Source organism: Paenibacillus bouchesdurhonensis (assembly GCF_900155685.1).
Lineage (GTDB): Bacteria > Bacillota > Bacilli > Paenibacillales > Paenibacillaceae > Fontibacillus > Fontibacillus bouchesdurhonensis.
On sequence record NZ_LT732548.1, the window covers coordinates 4,014,040 to 4,040,772 of the forward strand.

A 26,733-nucleotide genomic window follows, 5' to 3' on the forward strand; every position below is an offset into this window, starting at 1 on the left:
AAAAAGAAAAAAGCATGATAAAATCATGCTTTTTCACTCACAGTCCGAATCAATGAATTCCGATCCTCCTCAGCCAAAAAACGACTTACGCTGAAGCAGGCAGAACAAACGTACACGTTAAGCTTCATTGGGTTAAATAGCAAAGGGCTTGACATTCCCTTGGGCACGACAGGCTCAAACGAGCCGTCCGTGATCGATTGCTGCCCTACATGCAGCATATACTCCCGGCAATGCGGGCATTCCGGCACTTCATCCTGTCCATCCAGCACCTTTTCCACGCCCGATTCATAAGCCAGCAAATCGCCACCTCCAGCCACAAAGCTCTCAACGCGGCGAATCGCTTCAAGATGCGTACTATCGCTTTCTTCCCAATAGCCCGCATCTTGTGCCCCATCTTCGAGCTCAGCTTCATCCTCGAGCTCCTCCTCGTTTCCGAGTTGAATATTCAAGGTTCTATAGCCCTTAAGCTCATTATGACAATAAGGGCATTCTTCCTCCGCTCCGAGTTCCTCATCCCAGACTATTTCGGTTTGGCACCAGGGACAAATCGTTGTTTCCATACATAGCCGTCCTTTCTTAACCCATTATGACTTCCACAGAAAAACGATACCACCGATTAGAAACAATATGGCGGCCACAAAAATAACACTAGTCAAGTTTTTAATAAAATTTCTCATGACGCACCCCCTAACCTATGCAGGCTCCGATCAAAAAAGATACCGATACGGACACAAACATCGCTATAATCCCGACAGCGACATTTCCATTTGCGATTTCCTCGTCGATTCGAAACACCGGGGTCAGAAATTCAAATAAAATATAAGCTGCAAACAGCAGCACAGCCCCAACCGCAGACCAAATCATAAACTCATAGATCGGGGTATGAACTGCTGCATAGCGTATTACGTTGCTGATTCCGAATATTTTACCACCTGTGGCAATCGATGCGGCAATATTCCCTTGTTTGATTTCTTGCCAGCAGCGATACTTGGTTACCAATTCGAAGCAGGACAGAAACACGATCAACTCCATGACAGCGATAGATAAGTAACCGATCATTAGCCCAAACGGCTGCTCCAACAACGGTTCAATATTTCCTGCCAATTCGCCCTCGCTCCTCCCGCTTATTTCAGCTCGGCTACAGTGACTCCTGTGCCGCCTTCACCATAGTTGCCAAGCCGGTAGCTCTTAATATGTTTATGCTTGCGGAGATAGTCCGATATACCCGTCCGCAATATTCCCGTACCTTTGCCATGAATGATATAAATTTGCCCGAGATTGCCAAGGTATGCCTCATCAATGAAGCGATCGACCTCGATCAGCGCTTCCTCCAAATTCGCGCCCCGAAGATCCAATTCACTGCGTACGTTATCATCGCGCGTCCGTTTGACGTGCGTTACGATGCGCTGTGCCGTCTTGGCTGCCGACGGAGCGGCGATGAGCTCTAAATCGTCCAAACTGACTTTCATTTTCATAATGCCGAGCTGTACAAGCGCTTCTTTGCTGCCAGCGAGTTCTACTACATGCCCCTTCTGGTTCAAGCTGTAGACCCTGACCTCATCACCGGCTTGTATTTTGCGGGGCGCTTTAGCCGCCTGACGAGCAGCTGCAGTCTTCTTCCGCTTAGGTTCAGCTTCCTCCAGCTCCTTGCGGGCGGCTATCAGCTTATGCTCCTTCACGGATGCGCCCTCTTCCAGCGCCAGCTTGCGTAAATCGTCGATAATTCGCTCAGCTTCGCTCCGTGCTTTGGCCACGATCTCGATGGCTTCGTCCTCCGCCTTCTCGATCCGCTTATCGCGCTCCCGCGTCAGCTTATCCAGTTCAGCCTCATGCCGCTTCCTTAGTTCCTCTAGCTCCTTGCGAAGCCGCTCTGCCGTCTCGCGCTCCTGCTCGGCGCCAAGCCGATTCTCTTCCAGCGAGGCGATCATATGCTCAACCCGCAAATCCTCTTCCTTCACTTCACCACGGGCGAAATCTAGAATTTGCTCCGACAGGCCGAGCCGCTCGGCGATCGCAAAGGCATTGCTTCGTCCAGGTACGCCGACGAGCAGGCGATAAGTCGGGCTGAGCGTGTTCACATCAAACTCCATGCTGGCATTGATAACGCCTTTGCGCTCATAGGCGTAGGCCTTGAGTTCACTGTAGTGCGTACTCGCCACCATCCGGCAGCCAAGGGAATGAATATGCTCCAATATGGCGATGGCTAGCGCGGAGCCTTCCGCCGGATCCGTTCCTGCGCCGACTTCGTCCAGCAGCACCAAGCTCTTGGCCGTCATGCGCCGCAGAATAGAAATGATGTTCGTCATATGACTGGAAAATGTACTAAGACTCTGCTCGATGCTCTGCTCATCGCCGATATCGGCATAGATTGCATCGAACACGCAAAGCTGGCTTCCATCCTCCACAGGGACGAACAACCCAGACATCGCCATCAGGCTCAGCAGCCCGATCGTCTTCAAGGTTACCGTCTTGCCACCAGTATTCGGGCCGGTAACGATGATAGATGTGTAGTGATTGCCAAGCTCTACATCAATCGGAACCACCTGATCGGCAGGAATAAGCGGATGACGTCCTTTCTTCAGCTTCAGGAACCCGCGGTCATTCATGCGCGGCAGCGTCGACTTCATCTCTCGCGCCAGTCTGGCCTTAGCAAATATGAAGTCCAACTGGGCCAGCACGTCGCTGTCATAGCCGAGAAGCTCGGCCTGCTCTCCCACAAGCGCGGTCAGCTTTTGCAAGATCACTTCAATTTCCCGTTCTTCCTTTAGCCTTGTCTCGCGCAGCTTATTATTCATCGCCACGATCGATTCAGGTTCAATAAACAAGGTGGCACCCGAACCGGATTGATCATGAACGATCCCGCCGAAGTGCGCGCGGTACTCCGCCTTTACGGGAATAACAAAACGGTCTCCTCGGATCGTAATCAGTTGATCCTGAAGCATCTTGGCCACACTGGAGGAGCGAATCATTGCATCCAGCTTCTCCCTTATACGCACCTCTCCGCCGCGAAGCTCCCGGCGAACTTGAGCCAACTCCGGACTGGCGGAATCCAGCACCTCCGCACTCTCGTCAATGCAGCGTTTAATTTGATCCTCAAGCGGCTTCTGCTCGCTAAGCATATCGCAAAGCGTAGACAGCAGCTCAACAGGCTCATCCTCATGAATATTGGAAATGTACCGCTTTACGCGGCGCGAGCCCTCAAGCGTCGTCGCTATGCCAAGCAATTCGTGCGGATTCAATGTTCCGCCGATCCGCGCCCGCTTCACCGCCGGCATGATATCAACGATTCCGCCAAAGGACGGTGCTCCCTTCAGGCGATCCACCTTAAAGGCTTCATCTGTTCCCTGCAGCAGCCGCTTGACCTCCTCCAATTCAGATACGGGGCCAAGGCGTTCAGCAGCCATTTTGCCCAGCGATGTCTGGGCATATTTCACAAGCATATCTATAATTTTATGATATTCCATCGTTTTCAAAATTTTCTCATCCAAAAACGATCACAACTCCCCTCGGGACTATGTTCTTAAATTACTGCGTGATCAAAATGGAGCTTTTTGAACATCTTCTATTATAGCGAAATCACACATTTTACGCCATTTCACAAAGTTACGCACATAAGAAATGAATTTGCGGAACATTATATACACGTATACGAAACGTTAATTTGATAAAGGAGGCCTTGTGCCATGAATTTCCTGGGACATGTCGTTCGATTTATTGTCTCTGCTCTGGTTCTGCTTGTCGTAGGTTGGCTCGTCCCGCAATTCAGCGTAGGCGGATTCGGCAGTGCCCTTCTGCTCGCTCTTGTCATTGCACTTCTCGGATGGGCCATTGAGGGAATCTTCGGGAAGAAAGTCACTCCTTTTGGCCGCGGTATCGTTGGCTTTCTCGCCAGCGCTCTGGTGATCTGGCTTGCTCAGTTCATCATTTCTGGAGTATCGGTATCGATTCTCGGAGCGCTGCTCGCTGCTCTCGTCATCGGGATCATTGACCTGTTCATCCCGATCGCCTCGCCATTTGAAGCGGCGAAGGACAGATCAGACCGTTAAAGCGCCAGAGCCTGATATGATATCCGGCTCTATAACAGCTCTCCGCTTACTTCAGCGGGGAGCTGTTGTATTTTTCCCGAGAGTTCATGAATATTTCAAATTCTTGGCATTCATGTCCAGTTGATTTGCGCTATGATATAAATAAATTTGTCACAAAATACTTCTTATTAAGGAGAGTTTCCATGAAAAAAGCTATTGCATTCGCACTCAGTTCTATGTTAATAGTCATCCTTGCCGCTTGCGGCAGCAGTTCCAGCGGTAGCGCTGAAGAAAGTAACTTGACTCCGGAATCCGAAATCGTCATCGAAGCGACAAACTTTAAATTCGATCAAGAAGAATACCGCGTGAAGAAGGACTCCCCGGTAAAAATTACGTTCAAGAACGTGGAGGGCAATCATGGAATCATTATTCCAGGATTGAAGGTAGAGCTTAAAGGTAAAAGCCAATCCAAGGTTGTTGTTCCTAAAGAAGCAGGGGAATATGAAATCGCCTGCTCGATTATGTGCGGTGCAGGCCACTCCACGATGGTGTCAAAGCTGATTGTCGAGGAATAAGCCATAACGAAGAGCCTTCGGTCATCCGAGGGCTCTTCTCGTTGTCATTATTCATTTCCAGTTTGTTCAATCAGCTCGATCCACTCATTGAACTCCGTTTGGAGCTTCGTATAATCATCCTTTAGACGATCATATTCCTCTTGAGTCTTCTCTATTCCCTCGCGCTCCATCTCACGGGTTGTTTGCAACAGCCTGTACTCATGGGAAACGATCTCGTAGCTATCGGACATTTCTCTCAGCTGCTCTTCGAGCTTCGACTTCTCTTCTTCCAGTTCACGGAATTGCGAGGAGAGATCCATTACCTGCTCTCCGCCTGCCGCACACTGCTGCTGCCATTCCTGAAGCTGCCGCTGTAAATCCGCTTCCGTCTCACGCCAGGAGACCAACTCCTGTTCTGCAGATGCGAGCTGCTGTCTCCACTCCTGCTCTCTTCGCTCTGCCGCAAGTCGGGAATTCTCTTGTTCCTCTGCCAAGGTGACATAGCTCTGCATTTCCCGTTCCAGTTCGGTCAGCTTGTCGCGAAAACGTTGTATTTCCTCTCTTAGGCGAGAGTTTTCCTGTGCGGTTGTGCCTGCGGATTTGAGCGCATTTTCATGCTCCTGATTCACCCGATTCACTTCAGATTTAAGGAATTCCGTATCCTTCGCGAGTTTGGCCGCTTTTGCTTGTTCGGTTTCAAACTCCTCCCGCGCAGCTGCCGATTCCTTCATCGCCGAATTCAACTCAGCCTGCAGTTGCTCCCGCTGCTCGGAAGACTCTAACAGGCTGATTTCAAGCCGGCTGATTTCATCGTTTCGCTTCTCAGCGAGCTTCTGCCATGATTTCTCGTTCTGAGCTGCCTCGGCGGCTTCCTTGCGCAGTTTCTCTTCGCGAGCTTTGGATTCCTGCAGCAGTCCCTGCTGCCGTTTCTTCTCCGCTTCGGACGCCTCGAGCAATTGCTTAAGCTCTGCCGTTTGCTGCTCCAACCTGGATAAGCTCTCCTTCTGACGCTGCTCGTTAGCCTTTACGCTTTGTTCCCGCTGCAATGATCCCTTAAGCTGAACGGCGAGCTTCTCGCGTTCTTCCTTCTCCCGCTTGGCCTCCTGCTCCGCCCCCCGCAGCTTCGCTTGCAGTTGGGAAGAACTGCCACGCTGCTCGTTCAATTGGCGCTCCAATTCACTAATTCGCGCGTTAAGCTTGAGAGCTTCCGCCTCCTGCTCTTTAAGGGTCGTCTCGGCCTTAGCGAACTGATCGAAAACCGCTTTCTTATCGCTCTTAAGCTGATGGTGCTCCTCCTGCAGCAGCTGATGCGCCTTCTCCTGCTTGGAATGGAGCGCCTGCATGACGGAAATCTCCTGAGCAAGCCCCGCTTTCTCCTGCTCCATCTTCTTTAGTTCGTTCTTAAGCTGCTCCGCCTTCATGGCCTCCTCAGCCATACGAACAGCAGCAAGAACCGCCAGGCGCGGGGTGTCCAAATGAGAGTACATTTTAGATATAGCCTGCATATGGGTATCGACGCGGCGAGCAACCTCTTTCATATATTCAGCGCTGCTGCCCACGATTTTATAAGATGTACCGTAAATTTCAACATTTACACTAATACGGTCAGGGGTCGTCAAAATGTTGTGCCTCCTTCGGTCCTTACGTTTCATCTAAGCTGTCTGTCCTTGCACGAAAGTCACATCGAATCGTTACTTAGACTTGATTCGATGTGACTTTGTTCAATTCCTGCTATTTTCTTAATTCAGCTGCAAAAGTTTGCTCCAGCATCGACACAACTTGCCCATGCACCGAAGTAATTTCCTCATCCGTCAGCGTGCGTTCTTTATGGCGATACACCAAAGACAATGCTACGCTCTTCTTGTTGTCGCCAAGCTTGCTGCCAGTATACACATCAAATACATCCAGCTCTTCCAATAGCTCGCCCGCTGTATTTCGAATAGCAGCCAACAGCGCTCCTGCCTCCACATCCGCATTCACAGCAACAGCGATATCCCGCTGCATGGATGGGAAACGAGGCAGTTCGCGATATACAGCAGTATCCCCCGCATACTGGTATACCGGCTCAAGCAGCAGCTCCGCAACATAAGTATCCTCAAGATCATGTTCACGCTGCAGCTCTGGGTGAAGCTGACCTAGGAAACCTAGCTGTTGTTTGCCTGACGTCGTATTTAAATATACGGAAGCTGAGCGTCCTGGATGGAAGCCTTGCGGCGCATCCGCTTCATAGCTAATAAGCCCGCGAATTCCGAGATAATCAAAAATGCTCTCCAGCGCACCTTTTAAGTCGAAGAAATCAACTGGTTCGGGAGCTGCATTCCAGCGTTTCTCTTCGCGATCCCCCGTGAGAAGCAAGCCCAATACAGCTATTTCCCGAGGCTGTTTCGTCAGCTTTTCCTCGTCCGTCTGAAATACGCTTCCCATTTCAAACAACGCAAGATTATCCTGCTTCCGATTCCGGTTATAGGCTGCGATGTTGATCAGGCCCGGAATTAGACTCATTCGCAGCACGCTTCGATCCTCGCTCATCGGCATGGCCAGCTTCACTTCGCGCCCGCCTGCTCCCAGTTGAGGAAATAGCGTACTATAGCCTTCATGAATGAAGGAATAGCCCATCACTTCCTGCAAGCCCCCGTGCACGAGCAACCCTCTCAAAGTACGACGGAGAGCTTGCGGCTTCGAATATCCGCCTGCCGTTGTCGGGCCTTCGATCGCTGTTGTCGGGATATTGTCGTAGCCGTACAGCCGGGCTACCTCTTCGATCAGATCTACATCGCGCGTAATATCTCCGCGGCGAGTCGGTACCCGGACTTCCAGGGAATTCTCTGCTACGTCCCCACATTCGAAATGCAAGCGGGCGAAAATAGCTTTTGTCTCCAATGCCGAAATATCCGTTCCCAAATAAGCGTTCAATTTACTCAATGAAAGAGTAATCACTTTGTCCTCTGCCTCGGAAACAACAGCTTCTACGATGCCATGGAGCACTTTGCCGCCCGCATAAAGAGCCATCAACTCGGCCGCCCGATTCAGGGCAGGTATTACCGCAGCCGGATCAACCTCCTTCTCGAAACGAAGTGAAGCTTCCGAACGCAGACCCAATTGACGCGAAGTCTTCCGAACTGAACCGCCGTCAAATTTAGCAGATTCCAGAACAATATTTACGGTATTCCCAGTGACCTCGGAATGAAGTCCCCCCATAACGCCGGCCAGGCCGACAGGCTGATTCTCGCCATCCACGATCAATAGAGCGCCTGCCTCGAGCTCTCTTTCCTGACCATCCAGTGTGAGCAGCTTCTCGCCTCCTTGGGCTTCGCGAACTCCGATAATGCCCCCCTTAATCGTATCGGCATCAAAAGCATGCAGCGGCTGGCCATATTCCAGCATCACATAGTTGGTAATGTCCACAATGTTGTTAATTGGCCGAATTCCAGCCGCCATAAGACGGTTCTGCATCCATTGCGGGGAAGTGCTGATCGTAACATCTGAGATGTATCTGACCGCATAACGGCTGCACAGCTCCTCCGCATTAATTTTTACCGCAATCCGTTCGCTTGCAGGCTCCGCTACCTCTATGAGCTTCTTGTCCGGCTCAGGCAATTTGATTTCCCTGCCCAAAATAGCCGCCACCTCGTAGGCTGCGCCCAGCATGCTCAAACAGTCGGATCTGTTCGGTGTAAGGTCGAAGTCGAGCACCTTATCATCCAGTCCGAGCAACTGTGTAATCGGTGTACCGATTTCAGTGCCCTCAGGCAGTACAAGGATGCCTTCCTGCTGTTCCTTCGGAAGCAGCTTGTCATTGAGGCCAAGCTCCTTGGCCGAACAGATCATCCCTTGAGAGAGCACACCGCGCAGCTTGGCCTTCTTGATGTCGAGCCCGCCCGGAAGCTTTGCCCCGACGAGAGCAACTGGCACCATTTGCCCAGCATCAACATTTTTGGCGCCGCACACGATTTGCAGCTCTTCCTCTTGGCCAGCATCAACGATACATACATTCAGCTTATCCGCGTCTGGATGCTTTTCCTTGCTTTTGACATAACCAGCAACAACTTTAGTGACTCCCTTATTCCGATTATCAATCGCATCGATCTCAATTCCGGAACGGGTAATTTGCTCTGCTAATTCCTCGATGTCTACTTGATCCAAAGATACATATTCCGACAACCATTCGGTTGATACTTTCATGCTTAAGATCCCTTCCTTCTTATACAGGATTAAATTCGGGCGAATTGCCCCAAGAATCGCATATCATTATTAAAGAAGTGGCGAATATCGTCTACGCCGTATTTGAGCATAGCAATTCGCTCTACGCCCATGCCGAAGGCAAAGCCGCTGTACTGCTCAGGGTCATATCCGCTCATTTCCAGGACTCGAGGATGAACCATGCCACTGCCCAAAATTTCTAGCCAGCCAGTATTTTTGCATACTCGGCAGCCGTTTCCGCCACACTTCATACAGGTAACGTCTACTTCGACGCTTGGCTCGGTGAATGGGAAGAAGCTTGGACGCAGCCGAATTTGCGTATTCGGCCCGAACATCTCGCGAGTAAATTGCAGCAAAGTGCCTTTTAAATCGCTCATGCGGATATTTTTGCCGATTACGAGTCCTTCGATTTGATGGAACTGGAACGAATGCGTTGCGTCATCATCGTCACGACGGTAAACGCGGCCCGGGCAAATCACCTTGACAGGCACCTCGCCTTTCATCGCCTCCATCGTCCGCACTTGTACCGGGGATGTTTGCGTACGCATGAGCAGATCCTCGGTCAGATAGAAGGAGTCCTGCATATCGCGGGCGGGGTGGTTTTTCGGCAAATTAAGAGCCTCAAAGTTATAATAGTCGGTCTCAACCTCAGGCCCTTCGGCAATACGGTAGCCCATTCCGATAAAAATGTCTTCGATATCCTGAATAACCTGGTTCAACGGATGCACACTACCTTGCTTCAGAGGCCGTCCCGGCAAGGTGACGTCTACTTTCTCCGCTGCAAGACGCTGTTCCGTCTCCAGCCGCTGAAAATGCTGCTGCTTCTCTTCGATCAGATCTTCAATCGCTGTACGAACTTCATTCGCGACCTGTCCAATGACAGGTCGTTCCTCTGCGCTTAATGCGCCCATGCCCCGCAGAATTTCAGTTAGCGCACCCTTCTTGCCCAAGTATTTGACCCGAAGGTCGTTCAATTGCACAGCATCGGCTACGGCATTCAATTGAGCCACGGCTTCCTGCTTGAGTGCTTCCAAACGTTCTTTCATGGATAATCCTCCTTAGGTTGAATAAGAAAAACGTCGATCGACGTACTCTTTATGGAGACTACGCGATATTTTTCTTGCGATATCAGGAATTCTTACTCGCATTTCTTATACTTTCTGATATCTAAATAAAAAAAAGCCTTTTCTCCCTGGAAAGGGACGAAAAGACCGTGGTACCACCCTTGTTAGAGCCTACAGCAGAATTGCATACTACAACCATCGTTAAAGGATGCGATGCCGCACTAATAAACCAACGGCAAGCCTGCTAATTGACTCTCACTCAAAGCGACGTAACGGGTCGCAGCCGGTATCCTCTACTTAAACGTCCGTAAAAACAAACGGTTCAAGGAACTGCTCCGGAGTGAACTTCAGCAGTCTGTTTCCCTAGAGACGCTCTCAATCTATGGCGACTCTTCCCTGTACGGAGGCTTCTGCCTACTCTTCTCCATCATTGCATTTACATTTAAAGGTCATCATATCCGCAGCCTAACCGGCGACGGCTTATCTGTTATTATATGCAAAGTTCACAGCGATGGCAAGGTGTCAGCCTTCTTTATTGCAAGCTTCTTTCATAAGGGTAAAGAAATATGCTAAATTATAATCACTGTACATCACCAAGGAGTTGAATTCATGAACGGCAATATACGCAGCAATATTAAACAAGGCCTAACCGTTGATATCGTCCTCAAAAAGGATCAGGCCACCGGACGGCTGACCCGCGGTATCGTTAAAGACATTCTGACCAATTCAGCGAATCACCCGCATGGAATTAAAGTGCGCCTTCAGGACGGCCAAGTCGGCCGCGTCAAAGCGGTTATCGCAAATTCCGGAAGCGAAGCCTAAGCGGAGATTCAAAATAGAGATGAATATGTAAAAAGAACGGACAGCGTAACTGCCCGTTCTTTTTTATATTTTCACCAGAATCTGCGATCTTGTCTGCGATCCCTGGATCTGCGGTAATCTTGTTCATCCCAATCTTCATCCCGCTCATTTACGGAATGATCACCGCCTTCCGGGGGTATTTCTTGATAAAATGTTCCCGCCGTTTCCCTCGTCTCCATTCCAGTTTGCGGCACTCCAGTCTCTCTATGAATTGCTGTATTCGAATGATGTGCATCGGTGAGTCCAAAATTTTTCGAATTCAATGCGTGATGCTCTTGAAAGATTCGATAAATATCTGCTCTTTGCGCTTCATTCGCGTCCACGAGTACGAGAATCCGGTCATGCTCTACATAGCTGCCGTATTCCTTAGCTTCATTCTCGGGAATGCCAAGGCCGATGAGCCCTCCAACAAGCCCTCCTGCCCCTGCACCTACCGCCGCTCCCGCCAATGCAGCAGCAATAGGCCCCGCCGCCACGATCGGGCCAATTCCTGGTATCGCAAGTGCGCCAATACCCGCCAGCAACCCTGTGAGACCGCCTACGATGCCTCCTGTCGCTGCTCCTGAGGCCACGCCTTCCGGCGCTTTCGTCCCAGTCTCTTCATTCATGGCATCCATGTGTTCCTTGTTCCTGCCGACGACTGAAATATTATCGATCGAATAGCCTTGTCGTTTTAATTCCTCTATTGCATTTGTTGCATCCTGTTCCGAAGCAAAGACGCCTACGATTTTCTTCATCATGTCGACTACCTCCTCAGGAATGTCAAAGCAAATACGCTACATTGGATAATTAACCACTACAACGACGTTTAAACTCAGCTAAAATTATGTTTTCCCGCGATTAGCCATGTCCACGCGCGTACACCAATCACATTTCGGAAGCATAGAGTGTATTTCAGAGATATTATTATCGAAACAAATATCTATAACGGAAGAGGGGAGTTCCCATGGCTTCTCCGTCAAAAAACGGAAAATCAAAAACTTCCTCATCCAAATCCAAAAAAAACAAAAGCCTGGAATATACCGTCGCAGCGCTTTTGTTGACCGGAAAATTAAGAGTCGATTCCGTGCAGTTATTTAGAGAAGCTTCGTTGGTCATTACCTTGACTGGCCAATACAAAACGCTGGCTATGAACGGAACGAATATAGATAAAATGGTGAAATTTTTGGATAATAACGGGGATATGACGTTAAACGAAGTGATTGAGGCTCTAAAGAAAAAATCGAATAATTCTTAGGTTTTTAGGAGGGATGAGGATGAGCAGCTTCAATGGCGAAGCCTTCGCCGAGCTAGTGATCATATTGATCATAGCGGGATTGTTCTTCTACGGATCGACAGATATCGAAAATCTCACGACCGCACCTACAAATGATTAAACTGCACCTCTACAACAAAAAAACTGCCATTTGGCAGTTAGCTTTTACATATGGAGCGGGTGATGGGAATCGAACCCACGCTATTAGCTTGGAAGGCTAAAGTTCTACCATTGAACTACACCCGCATCAGTACCCACAAAAGTGATGATATGCTTTGAAGCGAATGACGCTTACTTTTGCAGAGTTAATTGTATAGTGGTCGGGACGACACGATTTGAACATGCGACCCCCTGGTCCCAAACCAGGTGCTCTACCAAGCTGAGCTACGTCCCGAGGCTTCAACCGAGCAAACTGCTCGTGAAGACAAAAATAAATATACCACTTCTCTTACATCATTGCAACAGCTAATTTATTACAAATCCATTACCGCGTCACAGTAAACCTGACATTACGGAGCCTGTAAGCTTAATGCCATGCGGGTAAGGAAACGACGTTCGAACAATCCGGCAGGCACGGGCTTGCTGAATAAATATCCTTGTCCCTCGTGGCAATTCTGGAGCTTGAGGAATTCAAGCTGCTCCTCGTTCTCCACACCTTCTGCCGTTACTCTCAGCTTCAAATGGTGAGCCATCATCGTAATGGTAGAAACAATGGCGGCACCGTTTCCGTCCAGCATAACCTCTTTGACGAAAGAACGATCAATTTTAAGCCGGTCAATCGGCAGCATTTTCAAATAATAAAGCGAGCTGTAGCCGGTTCCAAAATCGTCGATGCTAATATGAACACCAAGCCGCTTTAGCCTCTGCAGTTGCTCAAATGCAATGTCGATATCGAATGTCATGCTTTCGGTCACCTCCAGCTCCAAGTACTGCGCTTCCAGGCCCACCTCCCGCAGGATCCCATCAATTTTATCGACCAAGTTATGCTGACGAAACTGCCGCATAGACAAGTTAACCGATATGCAAACAGGATCATACCCCTCATCCTGCCATTTCTTATTAATTCCGCAGGCCGTACGAAGCACCCATTCCCCAAGCGGAACGATAAGTCCGCTATCCTCGGCAACCGGAATGAACTCCCCCGGCGAGAGCAGCCCCTTGCGCGGATGGCTCCAACGCACCAATGCCTCCACGCCCACGACACGACCGCTATTCAGACTCACCTGTGGTTGAAACTCTAGAAAGAACTCTCCCCGCTCCAGTCCTTTACGCATATCGTTCTCCAGTTCTATTCTGGAATGGGTCTGATTCTTAATGGCCGCCGTATATCGAACGAATTCGAGTCCTTGTTCCTTTCCGTTGTGAACCGCCATATCTGCGTTCTGAATAATTTGATCTCCGCTATTTCCGTCTTTGGGGTAAATCGACAATCCCATGCTGAGTGAAATATGATATTCTGTTTCCTCAATCGTTACCAAAGGATGGATCGATTTAAGCAGTTGTAAGGCTCTAATCTCAATCGCGCGCGGATCAGAGTATTCCGGAATGATTACTGCAAACTCGTCCTCGCTCATGCGATAAACACCTTCCTCCGGCAAACAGCGCCGACTTAACCGCTCTCCAACCTCAGTCAGCAGCTTATCGCCCGCACGATATCCAAAGGAATCGTTGATCGCTTTAAAGCGATTGATGTTCATGACGGCTACCCCCGTGCAAAGTCCCGCCTTGCCTTCAGGCGCAAGATGTATAGCCAGTTGTTCTTTCAGCCGCCGGAGGTTGGGCAGATTCGTCAGATCATCGTGATAGGCCATGTGCATCATTTGTGCTTCTGCAAGCTGTTGGCCGCGAAACGGTTCCTCGATCGTCAGACGGTATACCCCTTTTAATACGTAGTAGTAAGAGATCCCCATAAACCATTCGCCAGCAACGTGAGCAATGCCGATTCCAAATGGGTCAGCAGCCGTTATTAATATATGGCCGATCATCATAAATAATAGTGCACAGACGACCGTTAGAGCCGCCGGCGGGCGCTCCTGCCGGTGTCTGTACAAAATTGCAAAAATCCCGAGGGCATAAAGAAACGGAATACCGATCCACATCGCTTGTTTGGTCGATCCGAGCGCTTGCGGGCCAAGCAGATGCGGAAGCTGATGCTGATATTTGTACAAGAGCATAATTACAATAAATAATACAATGGCCGATCCAGAAAATGCCGCTGCTTTATGGCGCGCTGACACCTGCTTATCCGGCACGCTGAAAATGATCAGCATCCCTGCTGCTCCGACTAGATGCGATAACAATATGAACCACGCAGAGATCGTATATCCCGGTATAAAACCAAACGCCGATATCCCTGTGAAGGCAGCGATATGAAGGATATCCAAAGTGCCGACTATAAAAAATAATACGGCAGAGTACAGCCGCTGTCTGGACAGCTTATCTGTAAACAGCATCCACCCCTGTGCGAATACCGCAAAGGCCACTGCTCCATACATTAGACCTGCCAGCAAATACATAGCCTGACGTACTGACGCTGAAATAACGGGAAAAGCCATTGTCGAAGAAAAGTAAACAACACAGAGCATAGCAAGTAAACCGAGTGTTCCCTGAATGACTGTAGTTTTCTCTTCTTTTCTGATTCGCATAGTGTTCAACCCCCGGAAATGGTATAATGCGGTGCCCAGTCGTGATGTTCATAACGAAACTAGGTATGATCCCGATGGTTATTAAAAACAGACTGTTGTAAATTAGAATAATTCAACATTTTTCGTTGAATTTCCTGCTTCTTACGCAAAAAAAGCACCATGGCTGAGGTTGACCACGGCGCTTTCTGCTTTATTTTTTCTCGAAGCTGACTTCAGGCGTTGTTAACTTATCATAGAACTCAACCGCGTTGTCTTTTTCCGCCGAGGCCCGTAAAGCCATTGCGGAACGAGGATGCTCATCCAGAGTTCCCGTAATCATGTAAGGAATGAGGTAACCCCACTCTTCCTTCTCGCGAAGCGGAATCATAAGCTCCTCCAATATCTCAAGCACAGGACGGAGGTTATATTTCGTGTTCTTTAGATGGGTAACCAGCAGCTCCGTAGGACAGTTTCCCGCCGCCCGGCCCATTCCGTAAACAGAGGCATCAAGCAGTTCTACGCCATTCTCGACAGCGACCAGTGTGTTGGAGAACGCCAGCTGCATATTATTGTGCGTATGCACTCCTAGGCGTTTATTAGGAAGATGCGTCTTAAACTTAGTAATCAAATGTTCCATATCTTTATAATCGAGGCTGCCATAAGAGTCAACAATATAAACTACGTCTACGACACTATTCTTAATCATTTCAAAAGCTTCCAGCAGTTCGTGCTCCATGACGTTAGACAGCGCCATGATATTGATCGTCGTCTCATAACCGCGGTCATGAAATACTTGCACCAGCTGCAGCGCTTTGTCTACATCCTTTACGTAGCAAGCTACACGAATCAAATCAAGAAGACTCTCGCTGCGGGGCAAAATATCATTCTCGTCAACACGTCCAATATCAACAAGCGCGGATAGTTTGGTATGGCCCTTTTGCGGAATAACCTTACGCAGGAATTCATCATCCAAGAAACGCCAAGGCCCTGCCGAATCTGCGCCCTTTAACAATTTTGGAGAGTTCTTATATCCGATTTCCATATAATCAACACCTGCTTCGTTTAAGCCGGCATAAAGCTTTTGTACAAACTCCACGCTGAAATCCCAATTGTTGACTAAGCCGCCGTCTCGAATGGTGCAATCTACGATCTTGCTCTGGTTCACTTTCATGTTACCGATTCCCTTCATCATATGTTTTACTATCCATCTTACTTTAATGGAATTAAGAAAGTAAAGTAATTATTGTCATGAACTTTATCACAGTGACAAAGAGTGCATCATGTTATATTAACTTCATATCTAATTGAGATTGATTATCACTATCCTTTAACTAAAAGTAAAAATCCGTACACATTTAAAGGAGTCGATGTCTGATGTACGCTAGCGACACTTGCAGCAAGTGCTTGCTTCATCTTAAACCTGGAGCCTCAGGCTGTATTCAGCATTTTGGCAATATTGATCCGATGCTAAAACAGCGGCTCGCCGATCTTGGAGTTACGGAAGGGTCTTATGTTACTGTTAAAAGATACTGCCCCTGGGGCGGTCCTGTCACGCTGGAAAGCGGCGGACAGCTTCTCGGTATTCGCAAGCAGCAAGCTTCATATATTGAGGTGGTCGTATCATGACCCTTGCCGCATTAATCGGAAATCCCAACACGGGAAAAACCTCATTATTCAATAAATTGACTAGCTCCTACGAATATATCGGCAATTGGTCGGGCGTTACAGTAGAAAAGAAAATCGGCCAATTTCGCAACAAGACAGGCTATCTTACCGATCTTCCCGGCATTTATACGCTTCAGCCTCTATCTCAGGATGAAGGAGTTGCAGCTTCATACCTGATCAACGAATCTCCGGAGTTATTCATCAACATCGTTGATGCCTCGCAATTGGAGCGTAATTTATATCTTACTCTTCAAATACTAGAGTATGGCAGACCTGTCATCATGGGATTGAATATGATTGATGTTGCCGAAGCAAGCGGGCTGGCCGTCGATTCAGAGCTGCTAGCAAGGCAGCTAGGGATCTCCGTAGTACCGCTAATCGCCAGGAAGGGAATTGGCACTGACTTCTTATTAGAAGAAATAAATTCAGCCGACCATTGCTTCCCGGACTTTACTCTAAACTACGGGGATATTATTGAAGAAGCAATTACATTAATTTCCCGGGAATTAATCGCTGTTCCTCCAGAGAATTTGAGCTATTCCTCAGAACGTTGGCTAGCTATACAAATATTAGAACAAAATTCTGTGGTTACTTCTTCGCTTTCTTCCTACGCCAGCCTGGATAAGCTCTCCTCCATCCAAAACGCGGCGAATGAAAAGCTAAGGAAGTCAGGTAACGCAGAATCGCTTTCGGATCGTATTCGCTTCATTCGCACGGCAAAAATTCAGGAAATCTGTCGTCAAGCCGTCGATACGTCCGGCCAAAAACCACACACTCTAACCGAAAAAATCGATAGAATTGCAGCGCATCCGGTATGGGGCATCCCCATCTTTCTTTTAGCCATGCTCGTCGCCTTCCAATTAACCTTTGATTGGCTTGGCAACCCGCTGTCCGACCTGCTGGACGCCTTCATCAGCGGGCCGCTTAGTGAGCTTGCCAGGCAAGGCCTTGCAGCTGTTGATGCTTCCGCTTTTACCCAGGCGCTTATTATAGACGGGATTATTGCTGGGGTAGGAGGCGTGCTTGTCTTTCTTCCGCAAATCCTCATATTGTTCTTCATGATTTCATTTATCGAGGATTCCGGCTATATGGCCCGGATTACTGTCATGATGGATAGATTTATGCAGCTGGCGGGTTTAAATGGAAAGGCAATGATCCCCTTCATTCTCGGGTTTGGCTGCAATGTGCCAGCCATTATGGCTTCGCGCAGCATTGAACAGCCCAAAGAGCGGACTTTGACGATGCTGTTGATCCCACTTATGTCCTGCTCTGCCAGACTGCCCGTATATGCATTGTTTGCCGGCATTTTCTTTACAAAACATCAGGCACTTGTTGTGCTCTCCTTATATATATTAGGGATTGTTCTTGCACTTCTACTAGCCAAATTATTCTCCCTAACGATGTTCAAGGACAAACATTCCTTCTTTATGATTGAGCTACCGCCTTACCGCATGCCCCAATCCATCACTTTGCTGCGAAGCACTTGGGAAAAAGGCAAAGGATTTCTGCGCAAGGCTGGGACTTTTATTCTTGGAGGTACCGTGCTGATCTGGCTGCTCACATACTTTGGCCCTGGCGGAGCCAACGTAGAAATGGACGATAGTTACCTCGCTGTTATAGGCGGCTTGTTCGCCTCTGTGCTGCAGCCGATTGGCTTTGGGACTTGGCAGTCCGGGGCATCGCTTGTGACTGGTTTCATGGCGAAGGAGGTCGTCGTATCGACGATGAACATCATTTACCATGTGCCGGATACGGCAGGACTGCAGGAGCAGATCTCGTTATCATTTACACCGCTTCAAGCCTACAGTTTTATGGCATTCATTCTTTTGTATACACCCTGTCTTGCGACAGTCGGTGTGCTTCGCAAGGAAACCGTATCTTGGAAATGGACGCTGTTCTCCATTGGATATTCACTGCTGCTCGCATACTTTGTAGCACTTGTTATTTACCAGGGCGGACGGTGGATTGGATTCATCTAACTAAATAAACAAAGAAAGAAGGAGCATACCATGATCGATTTTATCATTGTTGCCCTCGTGTTCAGTTATGCTGGCTGGGCTGTTTATAAAGGCTTTAAAAAAGGCAAAAAAGGCGCTTGCGCCTCCTGCTCCCAACAACGATCCTGTTCAGCAGGCTGCGATAATTCATCAGCACCTTCCCCAGACAAGCATTTGTAATTTTTAGTTCAGGAGAGCTTTGTTAGGAGCGCTGCTCTCCTGAAGACTCCACCACTTTAAAAGATACGATTGGAAGCGCTATCACAAAAACTGTCCCCATCCCTTTCATACTATCCACTGAAATATTGCCTCTGTGATTTCTAATAATACGGTAACTGACAGACAAACCGAGCCCGGTACCTTTCTCCTTCGTCGTGAAGAACGGGTCGAATAATCGACTTAGAAGTCCTTTATCCATGCCGTTGCCGTTATCCTGTATGGAAATATGCACATAATTATTTACGATCTTCGCATCCAAATGGATTGCCCCGGAATACTCGGGATCTTCTACTTCCCCAATAGCATCCATGGCGTTCTTAATGATGTTCAGCAAAACCTGCTTAATTTGTTTGACATCAATGGAGACATACATTTCCTCATCCATGACTTCTAAATGGATCTCGCAGCCTTTCATTAAAGCCTCGCTCTCAGTCAGCAGCACGACCTCCTTCAACAAGGATGGTACGCTGATTACGCTTTTTTGCGGCGCAGAAGGCTTCGACGAATTTAGAAACTCATGAATAATGTCATTGGCCCGATCGATTTCCGTTAATATAATGCGTGCATACTCATCGCGGCCAAGCTGTATCAAATGCGGACGTAGAAGCTGGATAAAACCCCGAATAGCGGTTAGTGGATTGCGAATTTCATGGGCAATCGCTGCGGAAATTTTACCAAGCATGGCAAGCTTGTCATTCTGATAGGCAGTCTGTTCAATCTGCTTGTAATCCGATACATCTTTTACACTAAGCAAATAATCTCCTTCCATCTGATCCCCGTAGGTAATCGTTATTAACCAATGGCGACCGTATTCATCGATAAGCTCATGATATGTTTTGCGATGAAAAATAGCTTCTCTGTATATTCGTAATATTCTACGCTTCTTGAAACGACTAAGGTGAGGGTGACGTAGCATCTGCAACAAGTTACAACCGATAAGTGACTGGCGGGGCATCTCCATAAGCTTGGCCATCTGTACATTAATAAATGTCAGCACGCCTTCGCTATCAAACAGCATTATTCCGCTATCGAGATTTTGTAGGACATTCTCATACTTGTTCTTGACAAGCTGCGTCGATTGAAATGCTTTGACAGACTGCAGCAAAGTTTCCTGGAATTCACTTAACAAGTTGATTCCCCCTTTTCCCACAACAATGGTATTCCTGCAAATATCGACAATATTCAACCCTACTTCAAACACGGCCTTACCGTTTCAAAAATTAAGCTCTTCTAATTGCTATATCTTAATTGAGAATTTTGATCACTATAATCATAGTAAACTTTTCCAATTAACGTCAATCAGAGATACTGTCGAAAAAAGATAGATCATAAAAAAATTTATAAATAAAAAAATAAAATAGTCCTCTACAGAGGACTATTTCATACTTGCGACCTATTTATTATAGTGCAGCCTAGCTTTCCGGCGACTCATCACTGCCAGTCGCTTCTTCAGCTCGCTCTCCCATTTCGTATCCTGAATTCCTTTTGCTACTGCAAGGAGATCCAGAGCCATGTCAATTTGACTCTGTACAATATCAAGTGGATCCTCATCCTCTACATTGACACAGTTGCCAAAAATCGTTTCTTCGTCCTCCATAATAAAGTCTCCGAAGTCGATTTCCGATACACCGTCCCCATGCGCATATTCCGCCAGTATTTCATATTCGTGTTCCACTTTATAATGAACTTCGACCCGATGACATACCGGACAAAGCAGCAGGGGAACATTATGAACCTGTGTACGATAATGCTTCAACGTTCCCTTCGTTCCAACCATGCTAGCTCCGCAACAAAAACTCATTCCCCATCACCCTTTCCCGAGTTAGACTTCGGTATATATTTTTGAGGTATCCTTATATTGCATTAGGCTTCCTTTAATTTATTCGCGACGGCTTCTTTAGATTCCTCCGGATACTCTTAATTATAAACTGTTTTTTGCAAATATTAAGCTTTAAGAACTAATTTCTTTGTATAAAAAACCCCTGTCTCTAGGCATAGCGCCAGACAGGGGTGTATTGGTAATCAGTAAATATTACGATTCGCTTGCCGATTTCCTGTAACTTTATTTACGGATTGCCGCTACGATCAGATCGCCCATTTCCTGAGTTCCGATCGCCTTGCTCTTGTCTACCGCAATATCACTCGTACGGTGTCCAGCGTCCAGCACCTCTGCCACCGCTGCCTCGATCGCATCCGCCGCGTCAGCATAACCGAAGGTTAAGCGGAACATCAGTGCAACGGACAATATCGTAGCGATTGGGTTTGCCAGGTTTTGTCCGGCAATGTCAGGCGCAGACCCATGTACAGGCTCGTACAAACCAAAGCTGCCTTCCCCAAGGGATGCGGAAGAGAGCATTCCGATCGATCCAGTCAGCATCGCCGCTTCATCGCTAAGGATGTCCCCGAACATATTTTCCGTAACGATGACGTCAAAGCTGGAAGGACGGCGCAGCAGTTGCATAGCGCAGTTGTCTACAAGCACGTGCTCCAATTCAACATCCGGGAACTCTGGAGCAATTCGGATCACCACTTCACGCCATAAACGGGAAGTTTCCAGTACGTTTGCTTTATCGACAGAAGCTAGTTTTTTGCGGCGCTTTTGCGCTATTTCGAACGCCTGGCGTACGATCCGCTCAACCTCATTAACATTATAAGCGCAAGTATCCACAGCTTCTTGTCCATTTTCCGTCTCGCGGCGGAACTTCTCGCCGAAATAAATCCCGCCCGTTAGCTCCCGAACAACCATCAGATCCGTTCCTTCAAGGACTTCCGGCTTCAGCGTAGAAGCATCCTTCAAACAATCGAAGACGACCGCCGGACGTAGATTCGAGAACAGTCCAAGCGCTTTACGAATACCGAGCAGCCCTGTCTCCGGACGAAGCTCCTTCGGATTGTTATCCCATTTCGGACCGCCAACAGCTCCAAGCAGCACAGCGTCAGCACGCTGACAAACTTCCAATGTTTCTTGCGGCAGCGGGGTTCCCTTCTCATCGATCGCAATGCCTCCAAACAAGGCATGCTCTGTTTCAAAACGGTAGCCGAACAGTTCCTCCGTACGCTTCAATACCTTCTCGGCTTCTGCAACTACTTCCGGCCCGATACCATCGCCTGCGATTACTGCAATTTTCTTCACTTCTGTCATGACCTACAACTCCCTCTCATTCGCTATACTTCACTGTACTCTTCGAACAATCCTCTCCTTCTGTTGTAACATAACGGGTAAGGATAGACAAAGATATAGAATCTATTAATGCTATAGGTTTTAACTATAACAGATATTATCGTGTAATATAAGGCCTGACCGAGAATGCAAAAAGGAATTAACCAGCCTTCTGTCTGGTTAATTCCTGAGGTAGTGGTGATTTCGTGTGTAACTCGAAAAAATTAGTCGCCGCGATATGATTCAGCTATAGCATTCGCTGCTACAATGGCATGATACACATCGTCCGGAGTTACCGGAAATGGCATATTGCCCATAGTATCCCCTTCAGCACAAGCGGCTTCTGCCACCTGCCGCCATTCCGATTCTACGAACTTCGTCACACCGAGGTCCTTTAAAGTCAGGGGAAGACCAACCTCTTTTACGATGCCGATTACCGCCTCCAGTTCCTCCTTAGGGGCATTCTCAAGTATGAGTTGGGCCAGCAGTCCGAAGGTTACCTTCTCTCCATGCTGTGCCTTATGGAGCGCCGGAACCGCGGTCATGCCATTATGTATGGCATGGGCTGCAGCCAGGCCGCCCGACTCGGCCCCGACTCCGCTCAAGTAAATCGTCGCCTCGATCGTATCCTCCACCGCTCTCGTAGCCACTCCTCGCTCTACTGCGCGCTGCGCTTTAACTGCGTTTTCGAGCAACGTGTCATAGCACAAGCGAGCTAAGCCGAGTCCAGTCGTCGATGGCTTCATCAACGCCAAATTATCGCCGTAAGCTTGGTAGCATGCTCTCGCCTCGAAATACGTAGCCAAAGCGTCGCCAATCCCAGCTGCAAAAAAACGCGGCGGGGCAGCAGCTAAAATTCCGGTATCCGCCAATACGATATCCGGATTGCTCGGCAGAAACAGATATTCATCAAATGAACCATCCTTCTTGTAAATAACCGCCAATGCCGTACATGGGGCGTCCGTCGAGGCAATCGTAGGAAAAATAACAACTGGCAGCTTCTCATAATACGCCGTAGCTTTGGCGGTATCCAGCGTCTTGCCCCCGCCAATGCCCACGACGATGTTGGCTTCGGCACCGCGAGCCAGCTCACGATGTCGATTAATTTCTTCCTTCGTGCACTCATAATTGAATTTTTCGAATACCGCTTTATTGCCGCCATCCTGGATCGATTTCCCCGCCTCACGCTGGGCACGCTCCAAAATAAACTCGTCGCAAATAATATAAGCGTTGTCCCCAAAAAACTTCATGTAGTCATTGAAGCTGGAAAGAAGCCTTTGGCCTGAAATGTATTTTTTAGGGGATGTCACTGATTTAACATTGTTCTTCATGCTTGTCTAGTCTCCTTTTGTTAAATTTCGTAGTTTGTTTTCCCCATTAAGGTAAGCCAATCATCTCTGATTTAAACATGCTTTATCTAAACAATTCGCATTGGTTGTTTGAGCGGATACGCAGCCAGCCGGGAAATAAAAAAGCCGCAGAGAGTAATCTCCACGGCTTGATTTAGAGCATATAAGTATAAATATTACTTCTTGATCCAGTGCATCAGACCGCGAAGCTCTTCACCAACAACTTCGATTGGGTGGCTAGCTTCATTGCGGCGAGTAGCTGTCAAGAACGCACGGTTGGATTGGTTCTCCAGGATGAAGTCGCGTGCGAATTTACCTTGTTGGATATCGGACAGCACTTCCTTCATCGCTTTCTTCGTTTCTTCGGTTACGATGCGAGGGCCTGTAACGTAGTCACCATATTCCGCTGTGTTGGAGATGGAGTCACGCATAGTAGCAAGTCCACCTTCGTAGATCAGGTCAACGATCAGTTTCAATTCATGCAAGCACTCGAAATATGCCATTTCTGGAGCATAGCCAGCTTCAGTCAATGTTTCGAAACCAGCTTTGATCAGGGCGCTTACACCACCGCACAGAACAGCTTGTTCACCGAACAGATCTGTTTCTGTTTCTTCACGGAAGGAAGTTTCGATAACCCCTGCACGAGTACAGCCGATGCCTTTAGCATAAGCAAGACCGATTTCTTTCGCTTTGCCTGTAGCATCTTGATGAATAGCAATCAACCCAGGAACGCCGAAGCCTTCAACATACGTCCGGCGAACCATGTGGCCTGGCGACTTAGGAGCAACCAGAAGGACATCGTTGTCTTTGGAAGGTACGATTTGTCCAAAATGCACGTTAAAGCCGTGAGCGAACAAGAGAGCTGCGCCTTTCTTAAGGTTCGGAGCAATTTCACTATGGTATACAGAAGCTTGAGTCTCGTCCGGCATCAAAATTTGAACTACATCCGCACGGCTAGTTGCTTCAGCAACCGACAATACTTCAAAGCCGTCTTCCTTGGCTTTGTCGAAGGATTTACCTTCGCGAAGACCGATGACTACGTTAAGTCCGCTGTCACGCAGGTTTTGAGCGTGAGCATGGCCTTGGCTTCCGTAGCCGATGATCGCAATCGTTTTTCCTTTCAATACGCTAAGCTCTGCATCTTTTTCATAGTACAAAGTAACTGCCATTTCTTATAGCCCTCCTAAAATTTACGGGGCCGCCTTTAGCGGCTCCCTTATATTAGTTTCTATCCCCATGGTGAGCGGGTGCTTCAAAGGGTCGTTGCCTTAGTGACGGGGAATCAGTATCTTCCGATCAAAGATCGATTCCCTTCAGAAGTCGATTGCTTGGCGAATTGAATCGATCCTCTCAAGCACCCGCTCAGCGATGCGGGATTTGAATATGAAGTATTGCCCTAGAAGCTGCCTAAGCATTAATCAGGTTAGTATCAAGCTACCTAATACTTTCCTAGGCGTTACCGCGAATCATCGCCGTCACACCGGTGCGAGACAGCTCGCGTATGCCGTATGGTTGGAGCAGCTCGATCATGGCGTCGATTTTCTCCGTGTCGCCGACGACCTGCACGATCATGCTATTCGTCCCGATATCAACTACAGCAGCGCGGAAGGTTTCGACGACGCCCATAATTTCCGGGCGCTCCGCCGGCTCCGATTTCACTTTGATCAGCGCCAGTTCACGGGCGACCATCGGCTTGGAGCTAAGATTAACTACCTTAATGACATCGATAAGTTTATACAGCTGTTTCTCGATTTGTTCCAGCGTCTTATCATCGCCTTGAGTCACGATGACCATCCGGGACAATCCCTCTTCCTCGGACTGGCCAACGGTGATGCTCTCGATATTGAAACCGCGCCGACCGAACAGGCCGGAAACACGCTGCAGAACTCCGGGCTGGTCATTCACTAATACCGCTATTGTATGGCTTGTCATTGTCGTTGTCATTATTCACAGTCCCCCATCAACATTTGATCAATGGTGGAACCCTGGGTGACCATCGGATACACGTTTTCCCCTTTGCTGACCACGAATTCCACCAGCACAGGCCCCGGCGTGTCCATTGCTTCGTTCCAGGCTTGCTTGGCTTCTTCCTTATTGGTAGCCCGCAGTCCTTTCACACCGTATGCCTCCGCCAATTTCACAAAGTCCGGACTTCCGGCTAGATCGATATAGCTGTAGCGATTCTCATATATGAGCTCTTGCCACTGGCGTACCATGCCGAGTACCTGGTTATTGATGACGACAACTTTTACCGGGATGTTATGGATGGCGCAAATCGCAAGCTCCTGCGCGCACATCTGCATGCCGCCGTCGCCGTTGATCGAAATGACGAGCCGATCCGGATGGGCCATCTGTGCCCCGATCGCTGACGGGAAGCCGAAGCCCATCGTACCAAGCCCGCCGGATGTGATCCAAGAACGCGGTTGATTGAACTTGTAATACTGGGCGGCCCACATTTGGTGCTGACCTACGTCAGTCGTCACGATTGCCTCGCCCTTCGTCGTATCATTCAGCAGTTCGATAACCCATTGCGGTTTGAGCTCTGTTTCGGAATCCTTGTACTTATACGGCTTGTCAGCCATCCACTGACTGACCTGACTTCTCCAAGCATCCGCTTTGTCGGCGCGTCCCACTAATGGATTAAGCAGTTCGAGGACTGTTTTTACATCGCCGACTACCGGGATTTCCGTTTGCACGTTCTTGCCGATTTCCGCAGGATCGATATCGATGTGTACTACTTTAGCATGAGGAGCAAATCCGTCAAGCCGTCCTGTGACGCGGTCATCGAAGCGAGCTCCGATGTTGATCAGCAAGTCCGATTGTTGAATCGCCTGGTTAGCCGTATACGTTCCATGCATCCCCGGCATGCCCATCCATAGGGAATTTCCGCTTGGGAATGCTCCTAAGCCTAGAAGCGTCGTCGTAATCGGAATTTCCGTCCGAGTAGCGAACTCTAGCAATTCTTCATGGCCCCCGGAATAGACGACACCGCCGCCGGCCAGGATCACCGGACGCTCAGCCTCTTTAATCGCTGCCGCTACCTTCTCCAATTGATGATGGTTCGGAACAACCTTTGGATTATAGCCGCGAAGGTTAACGGTCTGTACCGGCTGGAACAAAGTCTTGTTCGCGGATACGTCCTTCGGAATGTCGATCAACACCGGCCCCTTGCGCCCCGTATTGGCGATGTGGAATGCCTCATGAATGACACGCGGCAACTCCTCTACGCTGCGAACCAAATAGCTATGCTTCGTAATCGGCATCGTAATGCCGGTAATATCCGCTTCCTGGAAGGCATCCGTTCCGATCAGACTGGATACGACGTTCCCGGTGATAACCACCAGAGGAACCGAGTCCATGAACGCTGTAGCTATTCCGGTGACCGTGTTCGTCGCCCCCGGTCCCGAAGTTGCGATACATACCCCTACTTTGCCGCTCGCCCGTGCATAGCCGTCAGCCGCATGAATCGCTCCCTGCTCATGTCTTGTCAGCAAGTGATGAAAGTCGTTAAATCCATACAACGCATCATAGATGTACAATACGGCCCCGCCTGGGTATCCGAAGACGCATTCGACACCTTCCAACACCAAGCTCCGAAGCAATATTTCAGATCCCGTAATGACTTCTGGTTTCATCCATTTCTCACGTAATTGTTCTGTAGACCGCACTGCTGGTATTTGCGCGCTCATCAGTCATCCTCCTTCCAAAATTTAAGTATTTCTAAAGAAATACAACAAAAAAACCTTCCGCCCGCCAGAAC

Annotated in this window: 23 protein-coding genes, 2 tRNA genes and 1 other annotated feature; of the genes, 7 read left to right on the forward strand and 18 right to left on the reverse strand. The window is 48.6% G+C overall.

Annotation, left to right across the window (positions count from 1 at the left end):
• Positions 1 to 23 precede the first annotated feature (23 nt).
• The 3 genes from CZ379_RS22250 to CZ379_RS22260 form a co-directional block, all read right to left on the reverse strand.
• Positions 24 to 560 (reverse strand): hypothetical protein, encoded by a 537-nt coding sequence (locus tag CZ379_RS22250; protein WP_110933620.1) that lies wholly within the window; start codon positions 558 to 560, stop codon positions 24 to 26.
• 127 nt (positions 561 to 687) lie between these two features.
• A complete protein-coding gene (locus CZ379_RS22255) occupies positions 688 to 1,059 on the reverse strand; it encodes a DUF350 domain-containing protein (RefSeq protein ID WP_110934510.1) in 372 nt (123 codons plus the stop codon).
• A gap of 65 nt (positions 1,060 to 1,124) precedes the next feature.
• A complete protein-coding gene (locus CZ379_RS22260) occupies positions 1,125 to 3,488 on the reverse strand; it encodes an endonuclease MutS2 (protein ID WP_110933621.1) in 2,364 nt (787 codons plus the stop codon).
• Positions 3,489 to 3,683: 195 nt separating this feature from the next.
• Here CZ379_RS22260 and CZ379_RS22265 point away from each other — a divergent pair, with 195 nt between their 5' ends.
• The gene (locus CZ379_RS22265) at positions 3,684 to 4,046 is read left to right on the forward strand and encodes a phage holin family protein (protein ID WP_110933622.1); all 363 of its coding nucleotides are present in this window, start codon (positions 3,684 to 3,686) and stop codon (positions 4,044 to 4,046) included.
• Between the two features lie 182 nt (positions 4,047 to 4,228).
• On the forward strand, positions 4,229 to 4,600 hold the full coding sequence (locus CZ379_RS22270; protein WP_110933623.1) for a cupredoxin domain-containing protein: 372 nt from the start codon (positions 4,229 to 4,231) through the stop codon (positions 4,598 to 4,600).
• Between the two features lie 47 nt (positions 4,601 to 4,647).
• Here the strand turns inward: CZ379_RS22270 and CZ379_RS22275 are convergent, their stop codons facing one another.
• The 3 genes from CZ379_RS22275 to pheS all read right to left on the reverse strand — a co-directional run bounded on the left by CZ379_RS22275 (position 4,648) and on the right by pheS (position 9,825).
• Positions 4,648 to 6,198, reverse strand: coding sequence for a hypothetical protein (locus tag CZ379_RS22275; protein ID WP_110933624.1), 1,551 nt, complete (start codon positions 6,196 to 6,198; stop codon positions 4,648 to 4,650).
• 112 nt (positions 6,199 to 6,310) lie between these two features.
• Entirely contained in the window at positions 6,311 to 8,761 is a 2,451-nt protein-coding gene (gene pheT / locus CZ379_RS22280; protein ID WP_110933625.1) for a phenylalanine--tRNA ligase subunit beta, read from the reverse strand.
• 29 nt (positions 8,762 to 8,790) lie between these two features.
• On the reverse strand, positions 8,791 to 9,825 hold the full coding sequence (gene pheS, locus CZ379_RS22285; protein WP_110933626.1) for a phenylalanine--tRNA ligase subunit alpha: 1,035 nt from the start codon (positions 9,823 to 9,825) through the stop codon (positions 8,791 to 8,793).
• Between the two features lie 149 nt (positions 9,826 to 9,974).
• Positions 9,975 to 10,283 (reverse strand) — a binding site (T-box leader).
• Between the two features lie 169 nt (positions 10,284 to 10,452).
• Between pheS and CZ379_RS22290 the strand changes: the two genes are divergently transcribed.
• The gene (locus CZ379_RS22290) at positions 10,453 to 10,665 is read left to right on the forward strand and encodes a YwbE family protein (protein ID WP_110933627.1); all 213 of its coding nucleotides are present in this window, start codon (positions 10,453 to 10,455) and stop codon (positions 10,663 to 10,665) included.
• A gap of 71 nt (positions 10,666 to 10,736) precedes the next feature.
• Here the strand turns inward: CZ379_RS22290 and CZ379_RS22295 are convergent, their stop codons facing one another.
• A complete protein-coding gene (locus CZ379_RS22295; protein ID WP_110933628.1) occupies positions 10,737 to 11,444 on the reverse strand; it encodes a general stress protein in 708 nt (235 codons plus the stop codon).
• A gap of 206 nt (positions 11,445 to 11,650) precedes the next feature.
• On the opposite strand from CZ379_RS22295, the gene CZ379_RS22300 reads away from it, so the two are divergent.
• On the forward strand, positions 11,651 to 11,941 hold the full coding sequence (locus CZ379_RS22300; RefSeq protein ID WP_110933629.1) for a hypothetical protein: 291 nt from the start codon (positions 11,651 to 11,653) through the stop codon (positions 11,939 to 11,941).
• A 190-nt stretch (positions 11,942 to 12,131) separates the two neighbouring features.
• Here the strand turns inward: CZ379_RS22300 and CZ379_RS22305 are convergent.
• From CZ379_RS22305 to CZ379_RS22320, 4 genes are all read right to left on the reverse strand, one after another.
• A tRNA-Gly gene (locus CZ379_RS22305) sits at positions 12,132 to 12,205 on the reverse strand.
• A gap of 71 nt (positions 12,206 to 12,276) precedes the next feature.
• Positions 12,277 to 12,353, reverse strand: a tRNA-Pro gene (locus CZ379_RS22310).
• 115 nt (positions 12,354 to 12,468) lie between these two features.
• Positions 12,469 to 14,604, reverse strand: coding sequence for a putative bifunctional diguanylate cyclase/phosphodiesterase (locus CZ379_RS22315; protein ID WP_110933630.1), 2,136 nt, complete (start codon positions 14,602 to 14,604; stop codon positions 12,469 to 12,471).
• A gap of 190 nt (positions 14,605 to 14,794) precedes the next feature.
• Positions 14,795 to 15,754 carry an aldolase catalytic domain-containing protein gene (locus CZ379_RS22320; RefSeq protein ID WP_110934511.1) on the reverse strand — a complete coding sequence of 320 codons (960 nt, stop codon included), beginning with the start codon at positions 15,752 to 15,754 and terminating at the stop codon, positions 14,795 to 14,797.
• A gap of 203 nt (positions 15,755 to 15,957) precedes the next feature.
• Here CZ379_RS22320 and CZ379_RS22325 point away from each other — a divergent pair, with 203 nt between their 5' ends.
• Genes CZ379_RS22325 through CZ379_RS22335 form a run of 3 tightly spaced genes read left to right on the forward strand, consistent with a single transcriptional unit; the run spans position 15,958 to position 18,425 of the window.
• A complete protein-coding gene (locus CZ379_RS22325) occupies positions 15,958 to 16,209 on the forward strand; it encodes a FeoA family protein (protein ID WP_110933631.1) in 252 nt (83 codons plus the stop codon).
• Positions 16,206 to 18,227, forward strand: coding sequence for a ferrous iron transport protein B (gene feoB, locus CZ379_RS22330; protein ID WP_110933632.1), 2,022 nt, complete (start codon positions 16,206 to 16,208; stop codon positions 18,225 to 18,227). Before CZ379_RS22325 ends, feoB begins: the two co-directional genes overlap by 4 nt.
• A gap of 30 nt (positions 18,228 to 18,257) precedes the next feature.
• Positions 18,258 to 18,425, forward strand: a complete 168-nt coding sequence (locus CZ379_RS22335) for a FeoB-associated Cys-rich membrane protein (RefSeq protein WP_110933633.1) — start codon at positions 18,258 to 18,260, stop codon at positions 18,423 to 18,425.
• A gap of 22 nt (positions 18,426 to 18,447) precedes the next feature.
• Here the strand turns inward: CZ379_RS22335 and CZ379_RS22340 are convergent, their stop codons facing one another.
• From CZ379_RS22340 to ilvB, 7 genes are all read right to left on the reverse strand, one after another.
• Positions 18,448 to 19,593 (reverse strand): ATP-binding protein, encoded by a 1,146-nt coding sequence (locus CZ379_RS22340; protein WP_110933634.1) that lies wholly within the window; start codon positions 19,591 to 19,593, stop codon positions 18,448 to 18,450.
• A gap of 264 nt (positions 19,594 to 19,857) precedes the next feature.
• On the reverse strand, positions 19,858 to 20,265 hold the full coding sequence (locus CZ379_RS22345) for a hypothetical protein (protein WP_110933635.1): 408 nt from the start codon (positions 20,263 to 20,265) through the stop codon (positions 19,858 to 19,860).
• A 261-nt stretch (positions 20,266 to 20,526) separates the two neighbouring features.
• The gene (gene leuB, locus CZ379_RS22350) at positions 20,527 to 21,606 is read right to left on the reverse strand and encodes a 3-isopropylmalate dehydrogenase (RefSeq protein WP_110933636.1); all 1,080 of its coding nucleotides are present in this window, start codon (positions 21,604 to 21,606) and stop codon (positions 20,527 to 20,529) included.
• Between the two features lie 242 nt (positions 21,607 to 21,848).
• Positions 21,849 to 22,955 carry a glycerol dehydrogenase gene (locus tag CZ379_RS22355; RefSeq protein WP_110933637.1) on the reverse strand — a complete coding sequence of 369 codons (1,107 nt, stop codon included), beginning with the start codon at positions 22,953 to 22,955 and terminating at the stop codon, positions 21,849 to 21,851.
• Between the two features lie 194 nt (positions 22,956 to 23,149).
• Positions 23,150 to 24,142: a ketol-acid reductoisomerase gene (ilvC, locus tag CZ379_RS22360; RefSeq protein ID WP_110933638.1), complete on the reverse strand. Its 993-nt coding sequence runs from the start codon at positions 24,140 to 24,142 to the stop codon at positions 23,150 to 23,152.
• A 280-nt stretch (positions 24,143 to 24,422) separates the two neighbouring features.
• Positions 24,423 to 24,917 (reverse strand): acetolactate synthase small subunit, encoded by a 495-nt coding sequence (gene ilvN / locus CZ379_RS22365; RefSeq protein WP_199925736.1) that lies wholly within the window; start codon positions 24,915 to 24,917, stop codon positions 24,423 to 24,425.
• Positions 24,917 to 26,662 carry a biosynthetic-type acetolactate synthase large subunit gene (ilvB, locus tag CZ379_RS22370; protein ID WP_110933639.1) on the reverse strand — a complete coding sequence of 582 codons (1,746 nt, stop codon included), beginning with the start codon at positions 26,660 to 26,662 and terminating at the stop codon, positions 24,917 to 24,919. The genes ilvN and ilvB overlap by 1 nt, the downstream gene beginning before the upstream one ends.
• Positions 26,663 to 26,733: the final 71 nt, after the last annotated feature.